This is a genomic window from Corynebacterium drakensteinense (assembly GCF_041224285.1).
Lineage (GTDB): Bacteria > Actinomycetota > Actinomycetes > Mycobacteriales > Mycobacteriaceae > Corynebacterium.
Genome location: NZ_JAXOFP010000025.1, coordinates 1 through 22,408, shown reverse-complemented (window position 1 = coordinate 22,408; position 22,408 = coordinate 1). Strand labels below are relative to the sequence as shown.

The 22,408-nt window shown below is 56.8% G+C and carries 20 protein-coding genes; 13 read left to right on the top strand and 7 right to left on the bottom strand.

Translation table 11 applies throughout. The features are described from left to right. Positions 1–71 precede the first annotated feature (71 nt). On the bottom strand, positions 72–2,039 hold the full coding sequence (locus tag U1140_RS10720; RefSeq protein ID WP_369847822.1) for a bifunctional ADP-dependent NAD(P)H-hydrate dehydratase/NAD(P)H-hydrate epimerase: 1,968 nt from the start codon (positions 2,037–2,039) through the stop codon (positions 72–74). Positions 2,040–2,095: 56 nt separating this feature from the next. Further along, positions 2,096–2,929, bottom strand: a complete 834-nt coding sequence (locus U1140_RS10715; protein WP_369847820.1) for an Fpg/Nei family DNA glycosylase — start codon at positions 2,927–2,929, stop codon at positions 2,096–2,098. A gap of 177 nt (positions 2,930–3,106) precedes the next feature. Between U1140_RS10715 and U1140_RS10710 the strand changes: the two genes are divergently transcribed. Together U1140_RS10710 and trhO are read left to right on the top strand one after the other, a co-directional pair. Beyond that, positions 3,107–4,600: a DUF1846 domain-containing protein gene (locus tag U1140_RS10710; protein ID WP_302501715.1), complete on the top strand. Its 1,494-nt coding sequence runs from the start codon at positions 3,107–3,109 to the stop codon at positions 4,598–4,600. Between the two features lie 52 nt (positions 4,601–4,652). Beyond that, positions 4,653–5,603, top strand: coding sequence for an oxygen-dependent tRNA uridine(34) hydroxylase TrhO (gene trhO / locus U1140_RS10705; protein ID WP_369847817.1), 951 nt, complete (start codon positions 4,653–4,655; stop codon positions 5,601–5,603). A 16-nt stretch (positions 5,604–5,619) separates the two neighbouring features. Here trhO and U1140_RS10700 read toward each other — a convergent pair whose 3' ends face one another. From U1140_RS10700 to U1140_RS10685, 4 genes are read right to left on the bottom strand one after another with little or no spacing between them, the layout of a single operon-like run. Then, complete coding sequence (locus tag U1140_RS10700; RefSeq protein WP_369847815.1) at positions 5,620–6,096, bottom strand: hypothetical protein; 477 nt, start codon at positions 6,094–6,096, stop codon at positions 5,620–5,622. A gap of 28 nt (positions 6,097–6,124) precedes the next feature. After that, positions 6,125–7,114, bottom strand: coding sequence for a universal stress protein (locus tag U1140_RS10695; RefSeq protein ID WP_369847813.1), 990 nt, complete (start codon positions 7,112–7,114; stop codon positions 6,125–6,127). Between the two features lie 15 nt (positions 7,115–7,129). Beyond that, positions 7,130–7,585, bottom strand: coding sequence for a MarR family winged helix-turn-helix transcriptional regulator (locus U1140_RS10690; RefSeq protein ID WP_369847811.1), 456 nt, complete (start codon positions 7,583–7,585; stop codon positions 7,130–7,132). 10 nt (positions 7,586–7,595) lie between these two features. Beyond that, complete coding sequence (locus U1140_RS10685; protein ID WP_369847809.1) at positions 7,596–8,684, bottom strand: inositol-3-phosphate synthase; 1,089 nt, start codon at positions 8,682–8,684, stop codon at positions 7,596–7,598. Between the two features lie 343 nt (positions 8,685–9,027). Here U1140_RS10685 and U1140_RS10680 point away from each other — a divergent pair, with 343 nt between their 5' ends. The 11 genes from U1140_RS10680 to U1140_RS10630 all read left to right on the top strand — a co-directional run bounded on the left by U1140_RS10680 (position 9,028) and on the right by U1140_RS10630 (position 20,204). Next, positions 9,028–11,334: a transglycosylase domain-containing protein gene (locus U1140_RS10680; protein ID WP_369847806.1), complete on the top strand. Its 2,307-nt coding sequence runs from the start codon at positions 9,028–9,030 to the stop codon at positions 11,332–11,334. Then, positions 11,334–12,839, top strand: a complete 1,506-nt coding sequence (locus U1140_RS10675; RefSeq protein WP_369847804.1) for a glycosyltransferase family 87 protein — start codon at positions 11,334–11,336, stop codon at positions 12,837–12,839. Before U1140_RS10680 ends, U1140_RS10675 begins: the two co-directional genes overlap by 1 nt. Further along, the gene (locus tag U1140_RS10670; protein ID WP_369847802.1) at positions 12,836–13,027 is read left to right on the top strand and encodes a hypothetical protein; all 192 of its coding nucleotides are present in this window, start codon (positions 12,836–12,838) and stop codon (positions 13,025–13,027) included. The genes U1140_RS10675 and U1140_RS10670 overlap by 4 nt, the downstream gene beginning before the upstream one ends. Positions 13,028–13,173: 146 nt before the next feature. Beyond that, the gene (gene rpsF, locus U1140_RS10665; RefSeq protein WP_369847829.1) at positions 13,174–13,461 is read left to right on the top strand and encodes a 30S ribosomal protein S6; all 288 of its coding nucleotides are present in this window, start codon (positions 13,174–13,176) and stop codon (positions 13,459–13,461) included. Between the two features lie 59 nt (positions 13,462–13,520). Further along, on the top strand, positions 13,521–14,105 hold the full coding sequence (locus U1140_RS10660) for a single-stranded DNA-binding protein (protein ID WP_369847800.1): 585 nt from the start codon (positions 13,521–13,523) through the stop codon (positions 14,103–14,105). Positions 14,106–14,195: 90 nt separating this feature from the next. Next, positions 14,196–14,657 (top strand): 50S ribosomal protein L9, encoded by a 462-nt coding sequence (rplI, locus tag U1140_RS10655; protein WP_369847798.1) that lies wholly within the window; start codon positions 14,196–14,198, stop codon positions 14,655–14,657. A gap of 203 nt (positions 14,658–14,860) precedes the next feature. Beyond that, the gene (dnaB, locus tag U1140_RS10650) at positions 14,861–16,423 is read left to right on the top strand and encodes a replicative DNA helicase (RefSeq protein WP_369847796.1); all 1,563 of its coding nucleotides are present in this window, start codon (positions 14,861–14,863) and stop codon (positions 16,421–16,423) included. 122 nt (positions 16,424–16,545) lie between these two features. Beyond that, positions 16,546–16,923 carry a thioredoxin gene (gene trxA, locus U1140_RS10645; protein WP_369847794.1) on the top strand — a complete coding sequence of 126 codons (378 nt, stop codon included), beginning with the start codon at positions 16,546–16,548 and terminating at the stop codon, positions 16,921–16,923. 144 nt (positions 16,924–17,067) lie between these two features. Next, positions 17,068–18,246 carry an ADP-forming succinate--CoA ligase subunit beta gene (sucC, locus tag U1140_RS10640; protein ID WP_369847792.1) on the top strand — a complete coding sequence of 393 codons (1,179 nt, stop codon included), beginning with the start codon at positions 17,068–17,070 and terminating at the stop codon, positions 18,244–18,246. An 18-nt stretch (positions 18,247–18,264) separates the two neighbouring features. Continuing rightward, a complete protein-coding gene (sucD, locus tag U1140_RS10635) occupies positions 18,265–19,152 on the top strand; it encodes a succinate--CoA ligase subunit alpha (RefSeq protein WP_369847790.1) in 888 nt (295 codons plus the stop codon). Positions 19,153–19,349: 197 nt separating this feature from the next. After that, entirely contained in the window at positions 19,350–20,204 is an 855-nt protein-coding gene (locus U1140_RS10630; protein ID WP_369847787.1) for a PspA/IM30 family protein, read from the top strand. Here the strand turns inward: U1140_RS10630 and U1140_RS10625 are convergent. Beyond that, complete coding sequence (locus U1140_RS10625) at positions 20,182–21,681, bottom strand: NYN domain-containing protein (protein ID WP_369847784.1); 1,500 nt, start codon at positions 21,679–21,681, stop codon at positions 20,182–20,184. The genes U1140_RS10630 and U1140_RS10625 overlap by 23 nt on opposite strands. Positions 21,682–22,408: the final 727 nt, after the last annotated feature.

The following is a 22,408-nucleotide window of genomic DNA, read 5'->3' as shown; positions in this document are numbered from 1 at the left end:
CAAGGCCAGCGGTGCAACGGTGATTGCCCCAGCCCGTGTGCGGAGCAGTGCTTGTTTTCGCTTTACTGGTCTTACTGCCTGGAGAAATATGCCAGCGCCCGGGGTATCGCGGTAGCAATCGCGCTTGCCGACGTCGGCGCCATCCCAAATTCTGTTTGTGCAGCAAGCTGCGCGGCCCAAGAATGCACGACGACAGCGCGTCGGAAAACGTCGGCAAGACCCGACTGGGCTGCCTCCTCGTTGTGTTTAGCTGCTGGTGCATTCCACTCGGCGAGGAAAGCTCCCAGAATTCCGGAGAGCACATCACCGGAACCAGGCGTGGCAGCCCACGAAGAACCCGTATTCACTGACACCAACCTGCCGTCAGGGCTGGCAATCAGAGTGATCCGCCCTTTGCGCAGCACCCACGCATTGAGTTGTGCCGCCAGGGCACGGGTAGTGCGCAAACGGTCGGTGGCGTCGTTTGCAGAAGCATCCTGATCCGGCGCAGGTAGCGCGTCTGCTAAACGCTGGAACTCTCCATCATGCGGGGTCAGTAGCACCGGGCTAGTGCTTGCCCGGTCGCGCAGGAGCTCCCGCAACTGCGCGCTAGCCGCTAACAACGTGATGGCGTCGGCATCCAACACCAACGGCTGCGAACCGCGCAGTGCATGTTCCAATTCCAATGCGGCGGAAATATCTGTTCCGCGCCCTGGGCCAACAACCAAGGCTTGTACCCGTCCGGCGGTGCGCACACTGGCGTGCGTGACTGCTTCCGGATGCGCACGCACCACATCACGCGTGAGCTCGGCAGGACCAATCACCCGCACCATCGACGGCGTGGCGGCGATGGCACCGGCCGTAGCTAAAATGCTCGCGCCGGGATATGCCGCCGAGCCGGCGCACACACCAACCACACCCGAGGAATATTTGTCCCCAGCTGGCTGCGGTTCGAGGTTTCCGGGGCCGCTGCCGACGCCGACTGTGCCATGCTGGAATTCCGGCACACCTGGTGCTTGTGGTGGTTCCGTTGCGCTGCCGCTTGCCGACGCCCGAACCTTGGTTGCGATTGCTGGAACCTGGAAAAACTCGACGGTGCCCTGCTCGAAGCCGGTGCTGGTGCTGTTACTGGAGCTGGCACCGGCGTTGGTGTTTTCTGTAACTTTGCTTTCTGCAGAGTTTTGGTGCGCAAGTTCTTCTGCAAACGAACGTGGGCCCTGTGGCAATTGCAGATCGGCGATCACGACTTTCCCGCACGCAGGTGTTGCCGCGTGCGCCAAGCGACCAGCACCAAAGGAGATCGTGACCGTCGCACGCACATAGCTATCGCCGGGGCGGCGCTCACAAGTTGCCGCATCCTGATTTGCGCTTGCAGCCGTAGATGTTGCTTCTCGGGCGGTGGTTTCAGCGGCTGTGATTTCTGGAGCCGTGGCGCCAGTATCGCAGTGCACCCCGGTAGGCACATCAATGGCAAGCACATCGGTACCGGCGCGGCGCTGCGCGGAAAAGAACTCGGCGATCTCACCGGAAAGTCCGCGGCCTGCAGATAAACCAGCGATCGCGTCGATAATCAGTGCCGGTGCTGTCGCTGGCCCAGGTGCTGTCGCAGCTCCCGGTGTCGTCGCTGCAGCTGCCGTCTTCGCAGCGGCAACCAGTTCCCGAGCACTAACCTGCTCGCCACCGGCGGCGCGGAAGGCCTGCCACGCAGCAGGGTGTACCTTTGGGGTGCCGTCGGCACGCGTAGACACCGGCACCGCCTGCACACGGTAGCCCGCCAACAACAAATGCGTGGCGGCAAACAAACCATCGCCACCATTACCGCCGGGGCCGACAGCAACCACTACGTCTGCAGCCCCCGGCGCTTGCATGTCGCGCCCGCCTGTAGCCTGCTTAGGCGTTTCCTGGTGCGCGGGGGTGCGCCTAGACTGCGCCCGCAACATATCTAGAGCGGTATCGGCTACAGCAGCGGCGGCGAGCTTCATCATCTCGTCGTCGGCAACCTCATGGGCCATGAGTGCTTTTTCCGCAGCGCGGATCTGGTCAGCAGAATAAGCGAACATAAACCCAGCTTAACCGCGCCAGCCGAAGCCTGTGGTGGGAAGCTGCGCTCACATGATCAAGCCTGGCAAGTCGGGCACCAAAACAGATTGCGCCCCTCGTAGGCTTTCATCGCGATATCCGAGCCGCAGACATAACAATCATCGCCCGCGCGCCGGTAAACATAGACTTCACCGCCGTGCTCGTCGTCACGCGCCGGGCGGTGCATCACCTCCGGGGTGTGCTCATCGCGCACCGTATTAATCTCGCCGTCGACTACGCCTTGGCGCATCAGCACCACCAGGTCCTCCCACATAGCGAAAAACACGCTGCGGTCAATCGCATTGCCCGGAGTAAACGGCGACTGCTGATGCCGGAACAACACCTCCGCACGATAAATATTGCCCACCCCCGCAAACAGCTTCTGGTCCATCAACAACGAGCCGATGCTGCGCTTCGAACGCTGCACCTTCGTCCATACCTGCTTCGGATCGGCATCATCGCGTATAGGATCTTCCCCGATCTTGCCGACGGCGATGGCGTATTCCTCGTCCGTGATCAGCCGACACCACTGCGGGCCGCGCAGATTCGCCGCCAGGTGGTGCGAGCTCCCGCTGTCGTCGGCAAGTGTTTCGATGCGCAATCGGATCTGCCCCCAGACCTTCTCGCGATCCTCAAAACGCAAGTGCCCAATCAGGCCCAAGTGGATATAGATGATGTGCTCGTCGGACGCGGCGTCGAAGTGCAAAAATAAGTGTTTGCCAAAAGCTTCCGCGCGCTCGAGCCGGGAGCCGTCGACAAGCGCTGCTTCCGTGGCAAAACGGCCCTGTGGGCTGGTGATATGCAGACGCTGGGTGCCAAAAATGCGGGTGAATTCGTCGGCAAGACGGTGGATGACGTGTCCTTCAGGCATGCCTCTAGCCTAGCGGTGCGCGTGCGCCGGGTTCGTGCTGGGCGCTGGATAGCAGCGGGTTGGCCTATCGTTCGACAGCTATTGCTAGCCGGCAAGCGAAGGCGCGTATACTAGTCATGCGTCATAGATTTTTCGAGGCTGCACGCGGGGGATCCTCGCGAGAGAAAGTAAGGCACAATGGCGCATAAGATCGGGTTTGATCGAGAGAAGTACATTCAACTCCAATCCGAGCACATCAACGCTCGACGGGAAGAAATCGGCGGCAAGCTTTATCTTGAAATGGGGGGCAAGCTTTTCGACGACATGCACGCATCACGCGTGCTGCCGGGTTTTACCCCGGACAACAAGATCGCGATGCTGGAGCAGCTGAAAGATGATCTGGAGATCATGATCTGCGTGAACTCCAAGGACCTGCTGCGCAATAAAATCCGCGCGGACCTCGGCATTACCTACGAAGACGACGTACTGCGGCTGGTCGACGTGTTCCGCGAGCGCGGCTTTTTGGTGGAAAACGTGGTGATCACCCAGCTGGAAGACGGCAACCACCAGGCAGAAGCCTTCATCCAACGCCTGCACCGCATGGGGCTGAAGGTTTCCCGCCACCGCACCATCCCGGGCTATCCCACTGATGCCGATCGCATCGTGTCCGAAGATGGCTTTGGACGCAACGAATTCGCAGAAACCTCCCGCGATCTGATCATCATGACCGCACCCGGGCCCGGATCCGGCAAGATGGCCACCTGCCTGTCGCAGATCTACCACGAGCACCAGCGAGGCGTAAACGCCAACTACGCCAAATTTGAAACTTTCCCGATCTGGAACCTGCCACTCGAGCATCCAGTCAACCTTGCCTATGAGGCAGCCACCGCGGACCTGGACGATGCCAACGTCATCGACCCATACCACCTGTCCGCCTACGACAAGAAAGCCTCCAATTACAACCGCGACGTCGAAGCCTTCCCGCTGCTCAAGCGCTTGCTGGAAAAACTCGTCGGAGCTTCGCCGTACCAGTCGCCGACCGATATGGGCGTGAACATGGTCGGATATTGCATCAGTGACGATGAAGTCTGCCAGGAGGCCGCCCGGCAGGAAATCATCCGCCGTTATTTCAAGGCGCTGGTCACTGAACGCACCGAGGAACTTGATAACACAATTTCCGGGCGCGTGGCCGTGGTGATGAACAAAGCGGGCGTGGAAGTCGCTGACCGCGCGGTGATCGCTCCTGCGCGCCGGGTGGCGAAGGATAGCGAGCAGCCGGGCTCGGCCATTGAGCTTGCCGACGGCACCATCATCACCGGTAAAACCTCCAGCTTGTTGGGATGTTCTGCGGCCATGCTGCTGAATGCGCTGAAACACCTCGCCGGTATTTCTGACGACGTTTTGCTACTGGCACCAGAGGCCATCGAGCCGATTCAGACGCTGAAAACCCAGCACCTGGGCTCGAAGAACCCGCGGTTGCACACCGATGAGGTGCTGATTGCCCTGTCGGTTTCTGCGGCGAATTCCGCCGATGCCCGCGCTGCCCTGGCCGAATTGAAGAACCTGCGCAATTGCGAAGTGCACACCACCACAATTCTCGGGTCTGTAGACGAGGCCATCTTCCGCAACCTCGGCGTGCGGGTGAGCAGCGAACCGGTGTTCTGGCGCAAAGGTCTCTACCACAAGATTTAGTGGTTTCTGCAGCGTTTAGGAAAACTCCTGACAGGTTATTAAAATGCGGCTTATGACTAGCCGCAGCGAATCTCTCGAATCCAAAATCCTGCTGTATTACCAGTTCACCCCAATCGCAGACCCGCAGGCGGTGATGCTGTGGCAGAAGGCTTTGTGTGAGTCGCTGGGGCTGAAGGGCCGCATCCTCATCTCTAAACACGGCATCAACGGCACCGTCGGCGGCACGGTTGCTGCGTGTAAGCAATACCGCAAGCGCACCCGCGAATACGATGGTTTTCATTCCATGTCGTTCAAGTGGTCCAACGGCGGCGCCGAGGATTTCCCACGCTTGTCGGTGAAAGTTCGCGATGAGATCGTGGCTTTTAATGCAGCCGATGAATTGAAGGTTGATGAAAACGGCGTGATCGGCGGCGGCGTGCATCTGAAGCCAGAAGAGGTGAACAAACTCGTCGAAGAACGCGGCGACGACGTCGTCTTTTTCGATGGCCGCAACGCGATGGAAGCCGAGATCGGCAAATTTAAAAACGCGGTGGTTCCCGACGTGGAAACCACGCATGACTTCATCAAAGAGATCGAGTCCGGTAAATACGACTGGATGAAGGATAAGCCGGTGGTTTCCTATTGCACCGGCGGCATCCGCTGCGAGATTTTATCGTCGTTGATGAAAAACCGTGGTTTTTCCGAGATTTATCAGATCGACGGTGGCATCGTGCGTTACGGCGAAAAATATGGCAACAAGGGCCTGTGGGAAGGCTCGTTGTATGTCTTTGATGAACGCATGCACATGGAATTCGGGCAGGAAAATGATCCGAACTTTGTGCAGCTCGGCCACTGTATCCACTGCGGGGTGGGCAACAACAAGTTCAATAACTGCATCAATGAAGACACCTGCCGCCGGCAGGTGCTGATTTGCGACGATTGCTATGCCGACCCGCGTACTGCGCATTGTGGGCGTACGGATTGTCAGGAAGTTGCCGAGACCGTCGCTGCGCAGCAGGGTTAGCCGCGCACCTTCTGCGTTAGCTCGGCTGGACCGCCAGGATTTGTACCGCGGCCAGCCCCCAAAACATCGCGTTGGGCACGAGTACCCACATCACGCCCATCCAGGTGCGCCAGCGTAAACCTGCTCGCAGCTTGCGCACCAGCAAGATTGCGCAGATGATCATTCCAAAAAATGGGATGGTCCAAGCCACGATCGGCCACCAAATATGTGCGGCTTCGGTGCATAACCAGGCAGCCTCACCGGAATCGCAGAGCTCGCCGCCGGTCAGACGACTAAACAGCACGCTGCCGAGCCCGACGACGAATGAGCCCACCATTACCCACACCAGAAAACGAATGGCTTGCCGTGAGGATTCTTCGTCTTTGCTGGAGCACAGGTAAGGGTCAGGGCTATGGGCGAGCTCGTCTAAATTACGGGGATTCTGCCGAAACCGTGAGGGATCGTCATCGTAGAGATCGTTTTCTGGATGCGAGAAATTTGATGTGGCAGACATACTCCCAGTCTAGGGATTTATGTTCAGTCTAGGGCTGTGCCATGAACTGTTCTTGCTGGTATCCAGCAGGCAAGACGACGGCAGGAACGCGGATATGCTGCAAAAACTCTGATGTCGGCGAGCCGATGAATACACGTGGCGATGGCCCGGCATCGCTGGAATCGAGGCACAACAGATCGCCTTTCTTCCACTTCAGTGCGTCGATCGCTCCACTCCAGCCATCGCCGGAACCGATGCCGGTTTCGACGGTGATATCGGGGAAACAGTCCATGATGCGATCCCGTGCTCGGTCGAGCATCGCCAGGGCATTTTCGTGCCATTGATCGGTGAGATCTTGCACCAAGGATTTTTTAATTGTCACTGGGATGTCCACGATACCGGTGGGAGAAAACGCGACGATCCGCAGCGGCAAAGAAAGCCTATCGGCCAAGCTTGCGGCATAGAGCAGTCCGGCTTGCGAGGTGTCTTCGCCGGATTCCAGGAAAGCATAGTTGAGGCGGGTGATACCGTGTTTCGACAGCTTCGTTGCGCGCGGTGCCAGGCCGAGGGGGCTGGGGGAAGAATGCAGCAACGCCGAGGTCGTGGAAGAGGTATGAAAACGCCCTTTGGGGGTCGAGGCGCTAGAACCAACGATGACGAGGTCAGCGTCGAAATCCTTCGCTGCTTCGCTCAAAATTGGGGCGGGAGACGAGCCGTCGGCAAGCACGGAAACTTTGTCGTCCCAATGCTGCGGATCAACTTCGGCCGCAGTCAGGGCTTGCTCGACGGCAGTTGCGCACGCCTTAGCCTCTTTTTTGAATGATTTCTGGTACTTCCCGCCGAGCTTTGCCAGCGACGTTGCTGGCCACGGCCGCAGCAGGATAGAGATCACGCGGATTTTGACGGGCATGGAGCGTGCAAGCCAGGCAGCATAAGAGATGGCTTCGTGCCCAGAAGAAGTTGGGTTCCACGCGACGAGAATATGTACAGATCGCCGCTTGCTTGTCGACGATCCAGTAGCGGCAAAATCAGTGGCCATGCAACCCATGAAACCTTAGTGTAGTTCGTTTTGCTTCGACGGAGTGTATCGCTCAGCTAATTCGACGATGATGTCGGAAAGCTCCAAGGCCTTCGTCAGAGTTTCTTCATCGAGGTGGTCGAAAAGCGTCGCTAAAGTTTTCTGCCGTGCTTCACGCGCACCTTCATATTCGGACTTGCCCAAGTTGGTCAGGGCAACTTTTACTCCACGACGATCAACGCTGTCTCGGACGCGGCGGATGAGCTCTCGGCGTTCTAACTGCACCAAGGCGTTGGATGCGGTGGGCATCCGGATGCCTTCGGCTTCAGAGACTGCGCTAATGCGGCTCGCACCATTTTTGTACAGAAATTCCATGATCGTCATCTGTGCTGGGGTCAACGAATAGTGACTAGCGATGCGATCATACAAAACTCGCAAACGAGTCAAAGGTTCCTGGAGTTTCGCTGCCACTTCTTCCGCTGTTTTGCTCATGGCTGATAGCTTAGTCACTTTCTGTGATGAATGCTTCTAGCTCGGCCGAAGCCTCATCGTCGGCAAGCTGAACCGGTGGGGATTTCATCAGGTAGGACGATGCGGCGTGCACAGGGCCAGCCACTTTCCTATCCAAAGCGATTTTAGCCACTCGCACGGCGTCGATGATGATACCCGCAGAATTGGGTGAATCCCAGACTTCGAGTTTGTATTCCAGATTCAATGGAACCTCGCCAAAGGCAGAGCCTTCCAGGCGTACGTAGGCCCATTTGCGGTCATCGAGCCACTCCACATAATCAGACGGGCCGATGTGCACGTTGCGGCCAGACTTGAGGCCCGCCAGCGGACCCTTCTGCAGGTTAGAGGTCACAGCTTGGGTTTTTGAGAGCTTCTTCGATTCCAGCCGATCGCGGTCGAGCATGTTCTTAAAGTCCATGTTCCCACCCACGTTCAGCTGCATCGTGCGATCCAAACGTACGCCGCGATCTTCAAACAGTTTCGCCATCACGCGGTGGGTGATGGTTGCACCCACTTGCGATTTGATGTCGTCGCCGACGATCGGCAGCCCCGCGTCCGTAAACTTCTGGGCCCATTCCGGATCGGAAGCAATAAAAACTGGCAACGCGTTGACGAAGGCGCAGCCGGCATCGATCGCAGCCTGCGCATAGAACTTATCGGCTTCTTCGGAACCGACGGGCAGATAAGAAACCAACACGTCGACGCGTGCATCGCGCAGTGCCTGGGCGACATCGACTGGCTCTTCGGCAGATTCTTCGATGGATGCCTGGTAGTGCATGCCCAGTCCGTCGAGGGTCGGGCCACGCTGGACGGTGACCCCGGTGTGGGGGACATCAGCGATGCGGATGGTGCAATTCAGTGAAGCGTCGAGGGCGTCGGCAAGATCGGTGCCGACCTTGGCGGCATCGACGTCAAAAGCGGCGACGAATTCCACATCGCCCACGTGGTAATCACCCAGCTGGGTGTGCATGAGGCCAGGGATTTTCTCGTTGACGTCTGCGTCGCGGTAAAACTCCACGCCTTGCACCAGCGACGTCGCGCAGTTGCCGACTCCTGCGATAGCCACACGAACTTTGGACATAGTTGCTCCTTTACTTGGACCGGTTTGGTTGGCGCCGCATGAGATGGGCCGTTGTGCTCAACCCGGTGTGGGCACGTTATTAGCCAGACCAGATTAAACCGCTCATCGTGGCGCAGCCGCGCTGGAACGCTGGTGAATCGATCAAGAGGCAGCAGGTGGATCGATCAAGATTGGCTAGCGCATGTGCGCTCATGCTTGGCGACGGAAGGGGTGGTGTGCGGGTGAAATTAGTTCATACGGCCAGGTTGAGTTTTCCCATGGCAAAGTTTGGACTTTCACCATTGAGATACACCCCGTATTCTTTGTAGAGATATTTCCACAAGGCAATGACAGAGGTTTGACGGTGACTGAGAACTCCCAGACTGACACCGACGACGCCCGGCAGCCGCGCACCCGGCGCCAGAAGATTTGGATCACGCTCGCGATCATCTTCGTCGCAATTTTGGCAATCCCCGGCATGATTTTTGCGATTGCATACGTCGATGCTGATACCCCAGAGCCTGGTGAGGTCACCACCGCTCAGGTCTCGCATATTTATGCTGCCGACGGCAGTACGGAGCTTGCCCGGTTGGTTCCACCAGAAGGTAACCGCACCTTCGTTTCTTTGGAAGACCTGCCGGACTACGTGTCGAATGCAGTCCTGGCTGCCGAAGACCGGGATTTTTGGGATAACAGCGGATTTTCGGTTTCGGGCTTCCTGCGCGCTGCCTGGGGGCAGCTCACCGGAGACGTCAGCGCTGGTGGTGGTTCCACTATCACCCAGCAGTACGTGAAAAATGTCATCGTCGGTGATGATCACTCGTATGTCCGCAAATGGAACGAGCTGGTGCACTCGATCAAGATGACCAATGAGTGGGAAAAGGACCAAATTCTCGAGTCCTATCTCAACACCGTGTATTTCGGCCGCAATGCCTACGGCATCGAAGCAGCCGCGACGGCATACTTCAACAAACCAGCCACGGAGCTGACGATTGAAGAGGCCGCTGTGTTGGCGGCAACCATCCAGGTGCCGAACCAACTGGACCCATGGAATAACCCAGAACAGGCCGAAGGCCGCTGGAACTACGTGCTGGATGGCCTGGTCGAAATGGGGCTGATGCCAGCAGAACAACGTAGCGGCATGCTGTATCCAGAAACTCGTGACCCAGCGGAATATTCCGCTTATACCGAGGCCACCGGCCCCAACGGGCACATCAAGAACAAGGTCATCGAAGAACTCGCAACTCTGGGCATCACCGAAGATGATGTGACCAACCGTGGTCTGCAAATCACCACCACCATTGATCAGCATGTGCAAGACGCCGTGCTGCAGTCAGTGGAAGAGAACATGGCTGGCCTGCAAGAAGACGCCCGGTCTGCTGTTGCCACTATCGAACCAGCCACCGGCGCCGTGCGCGCCTATTACGGTGGCGAGGAAGCCTCCGGCTGGGATTATGCGTCTGCCGGATTGCAAACCGGTTCGACCTTCAAGATCGTGGGGCTGGCCGCCGCCTTGCAACAAGGCATCCCATTGGGAGCCAACTACGCTTCGACGCCGGTGACCCTGCCCGGAGGTATAGAAGTAACCAACTGGGATGGCAATGGATGTGGCGTGTGCTCGATTGCGACCGCGCTCGAATACTCCTACAACACCTCGTTTATCCGGTTGCAGGATGATTTGGTCAACGGCACGCAAGACACTGCAGACATGGGGCACGCACTAGGCGTGGCGAAAACATTCCCTGGCGTGGAAGAAACTCTGACTGAAAACGGCGAGCAGCCTTATGAAGGCATCGTGCTGGGGCAGTACCAGTCGCGCGTGATTGATATGGCCACCGTGATGGCGACGTTGACCAACCACGGCGTGTACAACGATCCACACTTCGTTTCTCGCGTGGAGACCTCACGCGGTGAAGTGCTCTACGAACACAATGACCACAAGCCGGAACGACGCGTTTCCGAGACCGTGGCTGATAACGTTATCCAAGCGATGCAGCCCGTTGCTGCTCACGCCGGCCAAGTGCTAGCGGGCGGCCGGCCGTCGGCAAGCAAAACTGGTACCGCGCAGCTTGGTGATACCGGCTTGAACAAAGATGCCTGGATGGTCGGCGGCACTCCAGAACTGTCTACCGCAGTGTGGGTCGGAACCGCGGATAACACCTCGGCGATCTTCAACCAATACGGCGGCAATATGTACGGTGCTAACACGCCGGGCGCGATCTGGAAGGACTCGTTGGACCGCGCGCTCGAAGGCCGCGAGCAAACCCAATTCGCTAGCCCGGCGCCAGTGCGGTGGCGGACTTACGGTGGATCTGGTTCAAACCTGATTGAATCCTACGTTCCGCCAAGCCCAAGCACCTCGAGTGGTTCTGGTTCCAGTGGTAGCGGCGCTCCTAGTTCTGTTGCCCCGGCAGATGACGACGAAAACGACAATGATGACCCGGAAGCACCGGAAGGCGCTGAGGGTGAAGGTGCACAGCCGGGCGGGCAGACAGCACCCGGCGGGCGTCCCGGCCAAGGTGGTGGCCAGAATGGTGGCCCAGGCCAACGCGGCAACCAGGGCGGTCAAGGTGGCAACCAGGGTGGTGGCCAAGGCGGCGGTCAGGCGCCAGCCCCGAATCCGGGAGAAGCCATTGAAGATGCAATCAACGAGCTGGAGAATCTGTTCTAATGAACCGTCGGGGCAGGTGGGTCGCACCTGCTGAAACCGAACCCGTCGCGCGCCGGTTCATTGAATTTCTTGGCGGTCCCGTAGACCAGCACGGGAGGCTGGCGCAGTCGCGCTGGTTCCACCCGGTGCAGGTCATCATTTCCGTGGCGATCATGTTTGCTGCCGGGGGATTTCTCACAAAAGCTCATTGCACCCGGGGCAGCATCAACCCGGACTCTGGCGCGATTGATCTGAATTGGTCTGGCAACCGTGCCTATGTTTCTGCCTGTTACAACGACATTGTGCCGTTGTTCGGCGGGCGGGGACTCGATACGGGTGGTTTTCCCTACGCCTATTCGTGGCAAGAAGATGATCTCACCCGTTACCTGGAATACCCGGTTTTGACTGGATACTTCCAGGGAGTGATGGGTTGGCTAGCCCGTGTGAGCTACCCACCGGTAGAAGCCATCAGCAAGTATCTAGTTCCGGTGCCGATGGCAGGGTGGTATTTCGTTTTAACGGTGCTGGTGCTCGCGGTGTTGTGGGTGGCCACGGTGTACATGGCGTGCGCGCTGGCTGGTCGACGTATTTGGGATATCATTCTCGTCGCGGCAAGCCCGTTGGTACTGGTCCATGCGTTTACCAACTGGGATATTCTGGCAATTTTCTTCGCGGTTGCCGCCCTGTGGAGCTTTGCGCAGGGACGCACCGTGTGGGCAGGAATCGCGATTGGTCTTGGCGCAGCCGCGAAATTGTGGCCCTTGTTCATCCTGGGCGCGATCATCGTATTGTCGTTGCGTTTGCGCCGGTTCCGCGCGTTGTTTGTGGCGACGGCAAGTGCGGCGGTCAGCTGGTTGGTGGTGAACCTGCCGGTGATGCTGGCGTATCCAATGGCGTGGCAAGAATTTAACCGCCTCAACAGCACACGCAGCTGGGAATGGACAACACTGTATGCGGTTGCGGCGCGGTTGACGCCTTTCGACGGTTTCGACCCCGATGGTGCCGAGGTTCCCGAGATTTTGAACCTGGTGAGCCTCGGGCTTTTTGTTGCCAGCTGCGTGGCGATTGCAATTCTGGGGCTCGTCGTCAAGCGCCAACCACGGATGGCGGAGCTTATTTTCCTCATCATCGCGGCGTTTTTACTCTTTAATAAGGTATGGTCGCCGCAATACTCGCTGTGGTTGGTGATCCCGGCGGTGCTGGCTCTGCCGCGCTGGCGGCTGCTGCTGACGTGGATGAGCATAGACATGCTGGTGTGGCCGGTATTGATGTGGCACATGCACGGTGTGGATAATAACGGCGCACCATCGGAATTGCTTGACGTTGTGGTGCTGGCGCGGACCGGCATGATCGTCGTGCTGATTATTTGCGTGGTGCGCCAGATGCTGGGGCACAGCGTTGATGCGGTGCATCAAGCGCATAATGGCTATGATCCGCTCGCAGGCCCCCTGCAGGTGCCGGTTGCGGCGCCGGAGCAGCGTGAACAGCAGCCAGGAGAGCACCGTCGAGTTAAGGAGAGCGAATGAACCTCATTGTGATTTTTGGAGTCGTCTCTATCGTTGTTGGTTTGACCTGCATCGGTGCGGCTTATTGGTCTATCCACCGCAGCACGACGCGTCGTCCAGCGCTGGTGCTGGGGCTGGTGGCATTGCTATTTTTGACGGTCATTCCCACCATGTTGGCGGTCTTTTTCGCCACCACGAACTCTGGCTAGCTTCCACCACCCATCGGTGGGTTGTGATTGCGGATAGCCCCTGGGTGCGCTAATCTTTGAGGGTTGCTTGACGCAACGAACCCTCCTGCCATATCCGCGAAGGTGATATGGCCGAAACTACAAGACCATAGGAGGTGATGAGGTCCGTGCGTCGCTACGAAGTAATGATCATTCTGGATGCTAAGCAGGATGAACGCACCGTTGCCCCATCCCTGGATAAGTTCCTCGAGACTGTCCGCAAGGATAACGGCAAGGTGGAAAACGTTGATGTGGTAGGCAAGCGCAGCTTGTCTTACCCAATCAAGAAGAACTCTGAAGGCATCTACGCCGTCATCAACCTGGAATGCGAACCTGATTCGGTTAAAGAGCTTGATCGGCGTCTGAACCTTTCCGATACCGTACTGCGTACCAAGGTTCTGCGTACCGACAGCTAAATCCGGATACTGGAGGTCGTAGACACACCAGCATCCCGGGAAGGCACTGAGGAGAAAACATGGCACAGGGAGATACCAACATCACAGTGGTCGGCAACGCCGTTGCAGACCCGGAACTCCGCTTCACCCCATCGGGTGCGGCGGTGGCTAACTTCCGTATCGCTTCCACGCCGCGGCGCTACAATGCGCAAACGCAACAGTGGGAAGACGGCGAAGCCCTGTTTTTGACCTGCAACGCGTGGCGCAACATGGCCGAAAACGTTGCAGAATCGGTGTCGAAGGGCATGCGGTTGATCGTTACCGGCCGTTTGCGTCAGCGTTCCTTCCAAACCAAAGAAGGCGAAAGCCGCACTGTCTTTGAAATCGAAGTGGACGAAGTGGGTCCGTCGCTGAAATACGCTTCTGCACAAGTCAACCGGAACTCGCGTGAGGGCGGCTCCGGAAACTTTGGCGGTGGCGGAAACGCCCAGTCGAACCAGGGTGGTTTTGGCGGCGGTGCTCCTGCTGGTGGTTCGCAAGGCGGATTTGGCGGAAACCAGTCCAGCCAGTCGAACCAGTCAAACAACAATGGTCCGGATAATGACCCGTGGAATTCTGCCCCACCTGCTGGTGGATTCGGCGGAGACAGCGAACCTCCGTTCTAAAGATTTAGCTCGTTTATTCACCGCAAAACTGCTGCACCCGCGCCATTGTCATGGCAGGTGTAACAAACAAAACAACGAAAGGCAGGGATCATGAAACTGATCCTCACCGCTGCCGTTGAGAACCTCGGCGCCGCAGGCGAAGTTGTAGAGGTTAAAAACGGCTACGGACGCAATTACTTGCTGCCGCGTGGCCTGGCTATCCCAGCCACCGCCGGAGCAGAGAAGAACATCGAAGGCATTCGTCGTGCCCAGCAGCAGCGCGAGATCCGCGACCTGGATCACGCTGTTGAGGTCCGCGAAGCCCTGGACAAGTTGCCGCTCGAAGACGTCGTCATCAAGGTGAAGACCTCGTCGAAGGGTAAGCTGTTCGGTTCGGTTACTGCAGAAGACGTCGCTGAGGCTGTTGCCAAAGCTGGCGGTCCGAAGCTGGACAAGCGCATCATCAACCTGCCAAAGGCATTGGTGAAAAAGACTGGTAACTACCAGGCAGAAGTTGAATTGCACTCCGACGTAGTGGGCAAGATTAACTTCTCAGTCGTCTCTGCTTCCTAGATTCTTAGAGAAGCTCTTTAAGTTAACGACAACAGCATTACAAGTACTCCCTATTCGAGTGGTCTGTGAGGGGCCATTCGGATGGGGAGTTTTGTTATCTGCAGGTTACTGCGGTTTCACGGCACCGCATGCCCACCTGCGATTGTCACCGAACCCACCGGTAGCATATTCCAAAGCAGCATTTTGTAGCGGAGGAGACAAAGATGAGCGCGGAAGCCAACGAGAATTTTGCCGACGACTATCAGCTTCCGGAACCACCACCGGAAGAGCCAAGCTTCGATGTCCCCGACCCATACGACGCCGACTTTAGCGTCTCGGATAATAGCTTCGCCGATGCTAGTTTTTCGCAGGGTAATTTTGCCGGAAATGATTCGAATTACCGCAAAGGCAAAAAAGGCGGACGCGGCAACTTCCAGAACCCCAGGGCAGAGCAGTATTCGGAGCTGCGGCAACCGCCGCACGACCGCGAGGCCGAACAGGGTGTGCTCGGTGCGATGCTGATGAGCCCCAACACGGTGATGGAAGTTATCGAACAACTCGATCCCGATGATTTCTATTACCCCGCACATAGCCTGATCTATGAGGCGATCTTGGATTTGTTCTCCAACGGACAACACATCGACCCGGTGATCGTAGCCGGGCGACTTGACCGTTATAACAACCTGGAGCGCACCGGTGGGGCGGTGTATCTGCACACCTTGATTTCTTCGGTACCCACGGCGGCCAATGCGTTGTACTACGCCGAGATGGTCGCCGAAAAAGCAGTGCTGCGCAAGCTTGTCGACGCCGGCACCCGGGTGGTGCAGCTGGGATATGCTGGCACCGAAGACGAAGAGGTCGCCGGGGTTATCGACCGCGCACAGCAAGAAGTATTTGCTGTTGCGCAGAAACGAAAGTCCGAGGATTACCAGTCTCTGCGGGATCTTATTAAGCCCACCGTGGATGAATTAGCCGCTCTTGAGCGCGTCGGAGGATTGCAATCCGGTGTGCCCACGGGCTTTATCGACCTAGATAAAGTCACCAACGGGTTGCATCCGGGGCAGATGATTATTGTCGCGGCCCGTCCCGGCGTCGGTAAGTCCACGTTGGCGCTGGACTTTATGCGCTCGTGTTCGATCGAACATGGCAAGACCTCCGCAGTATTCTCACTGGAGATGTCGGCCTCCGAGATCGTTATGCGCTTGCTTTCGGCGGAAGCCGAGATTCAGTTGACTGATATGCGGGCAGGCAAAATGGATGAACGGGCATGGGAGCGACTCACAGACAAGCTGGATGCGGTGCAAAACGCCCCGATCTTCATTGATGATTCACCGAATTTGACGATGATGGAGATTCGTTCGAAAGCGCGGAAACTGAAGCAAAACCACGGGTTAGACCTCTTGGTTCTCGACTATTTGCAGTTGATGAGCTCCGGCAAGCGTGTGGAATCCCGTCAGCAAGAGGTCTCGGAGTTTTCTCGCCAACTGAAGCTGCTGGCAAAAGAGCTAGAAGTGCCCGTGGTGGCGATTTCGCAGCTGAACCGTGGACCGGAGGCGCGTACCGACAAACGGCCACAACTGGCTGACTTGCGTGAGTCTGGTTCGCTTGAGCAAGACGCCGATATGGTGATGCTGTTGTACCGTCCAGACTCGCAAAACGCCGATGATTCGCGCCAAGGTGAAGCCGACATTATCTTGGCGAAGCACCGTGGTGGACCGATCGATACCGTGACGGTCGTGCACCAACTGCGATTCTCTCGCTTTGCCAACTATGTGCACCGTGTTTAGCGCTCACACAACGCGTCACGCAACGCGGAGGGAATATCGTCGTCAAGCTTGTTGTTGTGTCATCTGTACGATGTGCCCTAGAAGCACTGCATCTATGTGACTGTTAAAGGAGAATGTGGCCTATGGCTACCGTAGAAATCACCGAAGATACGTTTGAGAAGACCGTAGCGGATAATGACATCGTCATTGTCGACGCGTGGGCGGAATGGTGCGGACCATGCCGTCAGTTTGCTCCGACCTTTGAGAAGTCTTCGGAAAAGCACGAAGACATCGTGCACGCCAAGCTGGATGTCGATAACAATCAAGGCATTGCAGCGGCATTGGAAATTCAGTCGATTCCGACGTTGATGATTTTCCGCGACTCGATCATGGTCTTCCGTGAAGCAGGTGCCTTGCCTCCAGCTGCTCTGGAAGACGTTGTGCAGCAGGTTAAAGGCCTGGATATGGACGACGTGCGTAAGCAACTCGCAGAGCAAAACGAGCAGCAGTCGAACTCTTAGTGGGCTGCTGATTGAGACATTGCAGGCATCGTGTTGTGCCCCCAGGTCGCCATATGTTGCACATCACTGAAAAGGCGTCGAAATTTCCGTATTATTTTTGGAGTACGGCGATAGACGAAATTCGATTTTCGGAATGGAGCAAACGTGGATCTATACGAGTACCAAGCTCGTGACTTGTTCAGCGCACACGATGTCCCTGTGCTGCAGGGCATTGTCGCAAAGAACCCAGAGCAGGCAAAGAAGGCAGCCGAAAAGATTAACTCGGACCTCTTTGTGGTTAAGGCACAGGTCAAAACTGGTGGCCGCGGCAAAGCCGGCGGTGTGAAGCTGGCGAAGAGCCCGGCTGAGGTTGCCGAGAAGGCAGAAGAAATCCTTGGCCTGGACATTAAGGGCCACACCGTGAAGACCATCATGGTTGCCGAAGGTGCAGATATTGCAGAAGAGTACTACTTCTCGATTCTGCTGGACCGCACCAAGCGCCGTTACCTGGCAATGTGCTCGAAGGAAGGCGGCGTAGAAATTGAAACGCTCGCCGCTGAGCAGCCAGAAAAGCTGGTGCGCAAGAACTTCTCGCCTTTGTCTGGTCTGACCAACGACATCGCTCGCGATATCGCAAAAGAAGCTGGCTTCAGTGACGAAGAAACCGAACAGCTGGTTCCGGTCTTCCGTAAGCTCTACGAAGTTTACGAAAAAGAAGACGCTCAGTTGGTTGAGGTCAACCCACTGGTCAAGACCGACGACGGTCGCATCATCGCCCTGGATGGCAAGGTCTCGCTTGACGATAACGCGTTGTTCCGTCACGAAGACCACGCCAACCTGGAAGACGTCGCAGCAGCTGACCCGCTGGAGCGTCGCGCGAAGGAACTGGACCTCAACTACGTCAAGCTGGACGGCAGCGTCGGCGTGATCGGCAACGGCGCTGGTCTGGTTATGTCCACTCTGGACGTGACTGCCTACGCTGGTGAGGAATTCTCCTCGCAGCCGAAGCCAGCCAACTTCCTGGACATCGGAGGCGGTGCAAACGCGTCCGTCATGGCCAATGGTCTGGAGGTTATCTTCAGCGACGAGCAGGTGAAGTCTGTATTCGTCAATGTCTTTGGTGGCATCACTGCTTGTGACGAAGTTGCTAACGGCATCGTACAGGCCAACAAGATCTTGGCTGACCAGGGCATCAAGGCGAAGCCAATGGTCGTGCGTTTGGACGGCAACAACGCCGAACTGGGACGGAAGATCCTCAGCGAAGCTGGCCTGGACCACATTGAGCAGGTAAGCACCATGGACGAAGCAGCACGCCGCGCAGCCGAACTGGCTGACCAGGCTTAAGGAAGGGGCATAAACACAGTGTCTATTTTTCTCGATTCAGATTCGAAGATCATCGTTCAGGGCATGACTGGCTCTGAGGGCATGAAGCACACCCAGCGTATGCTGAACTCCGGCTCGAACATCGTTGGTGGTGTGAACCCGAAGAAGGCTGGCGAGCAGGTAGAGTTCGACGGCGGCAAGACTGTTCCAGTTTTCGGCTCCGTCGAAGACGCGAAGAACGAAACCGGCGCAAACGTCTCGGTTATTTTCGTTCCTGCCAAGTTCACCAAAGCTGCAGCTGAGGAAGCCATCGATGCAGAAATGCCACTCGTCGTGGTCATTACCGAGGGCGTTCCAGTCAAGGACACCGCAGAATTTCACGCTGCTGCACTGAAGAGCGGCAAGACCCGGATCATTGGTCCAAACTGCCCTGGTCTGATCTCCCCGGGCAAGTCGAACGCGGGCATCATCCCTGCCGAGACTGCTCCAAACCCTGGCAAGATCGGTTTGGTTTCTAAGTCCGGTACCTTGACCTACCAGATGATGTACGAACTGCGTGATATCGGATTCACCTCCTGCGTTGGTATCGGCGGTGACCCAGTTATCGGCACCACCCACATCAACGCCATCGAGGCATTCGAAAACGATCCTGAGACCGAAGCCATCATCATGATTGGTGAAATTGGTGGTGACGCTGAGGAATACGCAGCAGAATACATCAAGGAGCACGTCACCAAGCCAGTTGTAGGCTACATCGCCGGCTTCACCGCTCCAGAAGGTAAGACCATGGGCCACGCTGGCGCTATCGTCTCTGGTTCTTCCGGAACCGCAGAAGCCAAGAAACAGGCTTTGGAAGCTGCCGGCGTCCAGGTTGGCAAGACCCCAACTGAGGCCGCTAACTTGATGCGCAAGCTCATCGGTGCCTAGTAGTAGCTACTACTTTTTCGCGCACGTGTGCGCTTTGCTTTCGCTAGCATTGCGCTAATCACGTCCTGACCGGCTCGCACCACCCGCATTCGACGGGAGGGCGAGCCGGTTTTCGTGTACCCAAAGTTTATTTCCGTATCATGGGCTGCAAGAACGCAAGGTAGCAAGAAGCCTTTAGTGCAAGGAGTGGATGTTTTATGGCTAACCCCATCAGCAAAGGTTGGAAGTACTTGATGGCGTCGTTCGATAACAAGATTGACGAGCACGCTGACCCGAAAGTGCAGATTAAACAGGCTGCTGATGCTGCAAAACAGCAGCATCGAGAAATCTCTGAGCAAGCATCAAAGGTTATCGGCAATCAAAAGCAGCTGGAAATGCAGCTCAACCGTCTCCTGCAAAGCCAAGAAGAATACCAATCGCAAGCACGTGAAGCGCTACAGGCTGCGGACAAAGCTGAGCAGAATGGCGAAGCCGACAAGGCAGAGCGATTCAACGAAACTGCTGAGTTGATTGCTGCGCAGTTGGTGGGCGTAGAAAATGAGCTGGAGCAGACCAAGGAGATGTACAGCTCTGCGAAGCAGTCCGCAGAACAGGCTAAGGCAGAAATGCAGAAGTCGGAAGCGCGTCTAGAAGAGCAGCTCAACGAGGTTCGCCGTCTGGAGCACCAGGTCGATCAGACGAAGGTGCAAGAAAAGACCAGCGAAGCGGTGGAGTCGATGAACTCTCAAATTGGTAGTGATGACTCCACGCCGAGCCTCGATGGTGTGCGTGAGAAGATTGAGCGTCGTTATGCCAACGCGCTGGGCGCCCAGGAATTATCGCGTAGTTCCGCCAGTGATGCGATGGCGGAAATCTCGGCGAATACCTCTGCGCGTGATATCAAGGCCAGCGCGAAATTGGATGAAATTCGGGCCTCGATGGCTCCGAGTTCAGATGCCCAAAAGAAGGCTTTGACCGGCGACAACTCGGACACCGCTGACGGCTCAGAGGATCGCGTCAACGGCGCCGATGGTTCGCAGAACGATGACGCTAGTGATTCTGCGAATCGTTAAGTAAAACGCCGCGGATTCCGGAATGGAATCCGTCGCGAAGCTTCACGCGTTGCGTTTCGCTCAGCGTGTATTCATGCAAGGTTTCGCAGGCGAATTGCAGCAATGGCCGGTCGACCTCCGGTGGTAGCCCGCCACCGGACAATAAGTGCGCCTTATCTCGCTGTTCGGTCGAAGCCGCGTTGTCGTACCACCAGCGGGCATACTGTTGGCCGACGTCGTAAGGCGTCTGAAATCCAGCAGAGGTCCATACCTCTTCCGGCAACGGTACGTACCGGGAACGCAGTTTTCGGCGCGGTGCCATCATCGATGGGGAAGGGCGGGGTGTCGGCTTTGGAGTGGCCGGTTCCGCGGGGGAATCTTTTTCCCGAGTTTCGGCGGCAAATCCTTCAGATGCAGCACCCTCTGCGGAAGCACGCTCGGCGGCGACACCTTCTGCGGAAGCACCCTCTGGAGCAGAAACCTTGGTGGCATCGACGCTGTGCGCGCCTGTAGCGGCACGGCTGTGTGCGCGTAATTCGGCTTCCACTTCGGAAGGATCGGGTTCGTCGTCTAGTTCTTCTCCCGGTGGGGTCTCGGACTGTGTCGTCGGAGCCGCGGGCGTGATTTTCGGGCTCGCTGCTTCGTTGCCTGGAGTAGGCGGAGGTGTGTTGACCACATCGTCGGGTGCCAGCGGCGCGTCTTTAGTTTCGGCGAATTCATCGCTATCCGGTTTGCGTGGCTCCGCTCCTGATTTCTGCGGGCGACCGGCCAGCACTGATGGGGACGGCCGGGAGGGCATGGGTGCTTGCTCGGTGGTTTCAGCAGACGTCGCAGATTCCGGAGATTCCTGAGCTTCGGCAACCGCAGACGATGCTGCAGATCCCGTTTCTTCTGCCGTCTCGGCATCGATTTCCGGCGACTGGTTTTCGCGAATGGTCGGTGGAAGCGGGCCCTCCAATACTTGCAGTTCCATCGCGCCAGCGAAATCTTCGCGCGGGTCAAGGATTGTCGTGGTATCGCACACGTGACGAAGAGCAGCCGACATGGAATCCCAACCAAAGCCATAGAGATGGACACGGATGCCGGCGTTCGTTGCTTCCTGCACACCTGGAATCATGTCCGCATCGCCGGAGACTAATACCATGTCGGTAAACTGCTGCTTACAAGCGCTAGTCACCATGTCTGCGACCAAGCGTGTATCCACGGCTTTTTGTGTTCGGCGCTCGCCCCATTCAATCAATTGTCCGGTGCGCAGTTGCACGCCTTCACAGGTGCGCAAGGCACGTTGGTAGCGATGCGGACCGGTATCCGGTATTCCGTCGTACCAGTTTTGGCGGTGTACACGTTGACCTAATTGTTTCGCGATCATCCCGTCGAGGACGGCGACGACTTCGGGTAAATCAATTTCTAATTGCGCGCGGGCGCCGATCTCCCACGAGTTATAAAAGCTCGCGAGCAGATAAGAGGTATCGACGTACACGACTGTGCGTTCAAGCATGTCTCCTAAATCCGTTTCTATATTCGTTCCTAATAAGTTTCTTCCTCTAGTTTGCCTGAATACCTCACGTGAGTCGATAAGACTGGAGTCTTAGCAGCAACAAGCAAGGCTAAAGCCAGTAAGATTAAATTTCTTTTTGCCTCGTGTACAACCTCGCGTGATGGCGCTGGGATTGACTGTGTGGTCTTGCGCCGGCGCACAACCAAGCTTCCGTTGTGTGCCATGGGCTCCAGCGGATGGGGTAGCAGAAATATCGGCGTGAGAAGACCGCGAAAAAACTAAGCGCGCCAAATTAAGGCCGAGTTATAAGCAAGTTATAGCCAAGTTATAGCGCGGTTAAACATTAAATGGCTGAGCGAAAAAACCAGCTTTGACCTGCATCAAGAGAACAGTTCAACAATCGACTTGCGTTAACTTTAGATGTCGCCTAAACTTATCCAAGTCGCCGCGAGGGGCTGACAGAGAAAATAACTTCACATGATCACCGTTTTGGTGGGAAGCTTGTGCTTCTTTTCTGAATCGGTTGAGTGTGTTTGTGTTTTCTGTGTTGGTTTGTGGTGGTGATGATTTAACTTCATATGGCTGATGTGTGCTGACTGTTTGTGGTTGGTGCGCTGGTTGGCGTGGGTGTGAACTGGTCGCGGTTGTTGTGATTAACAACACAGTGTTCTGGTTTGTGTTCATGTTTGCTAGTGTGTAACATCGGTCTGGCTGCTTTACGGAAGGG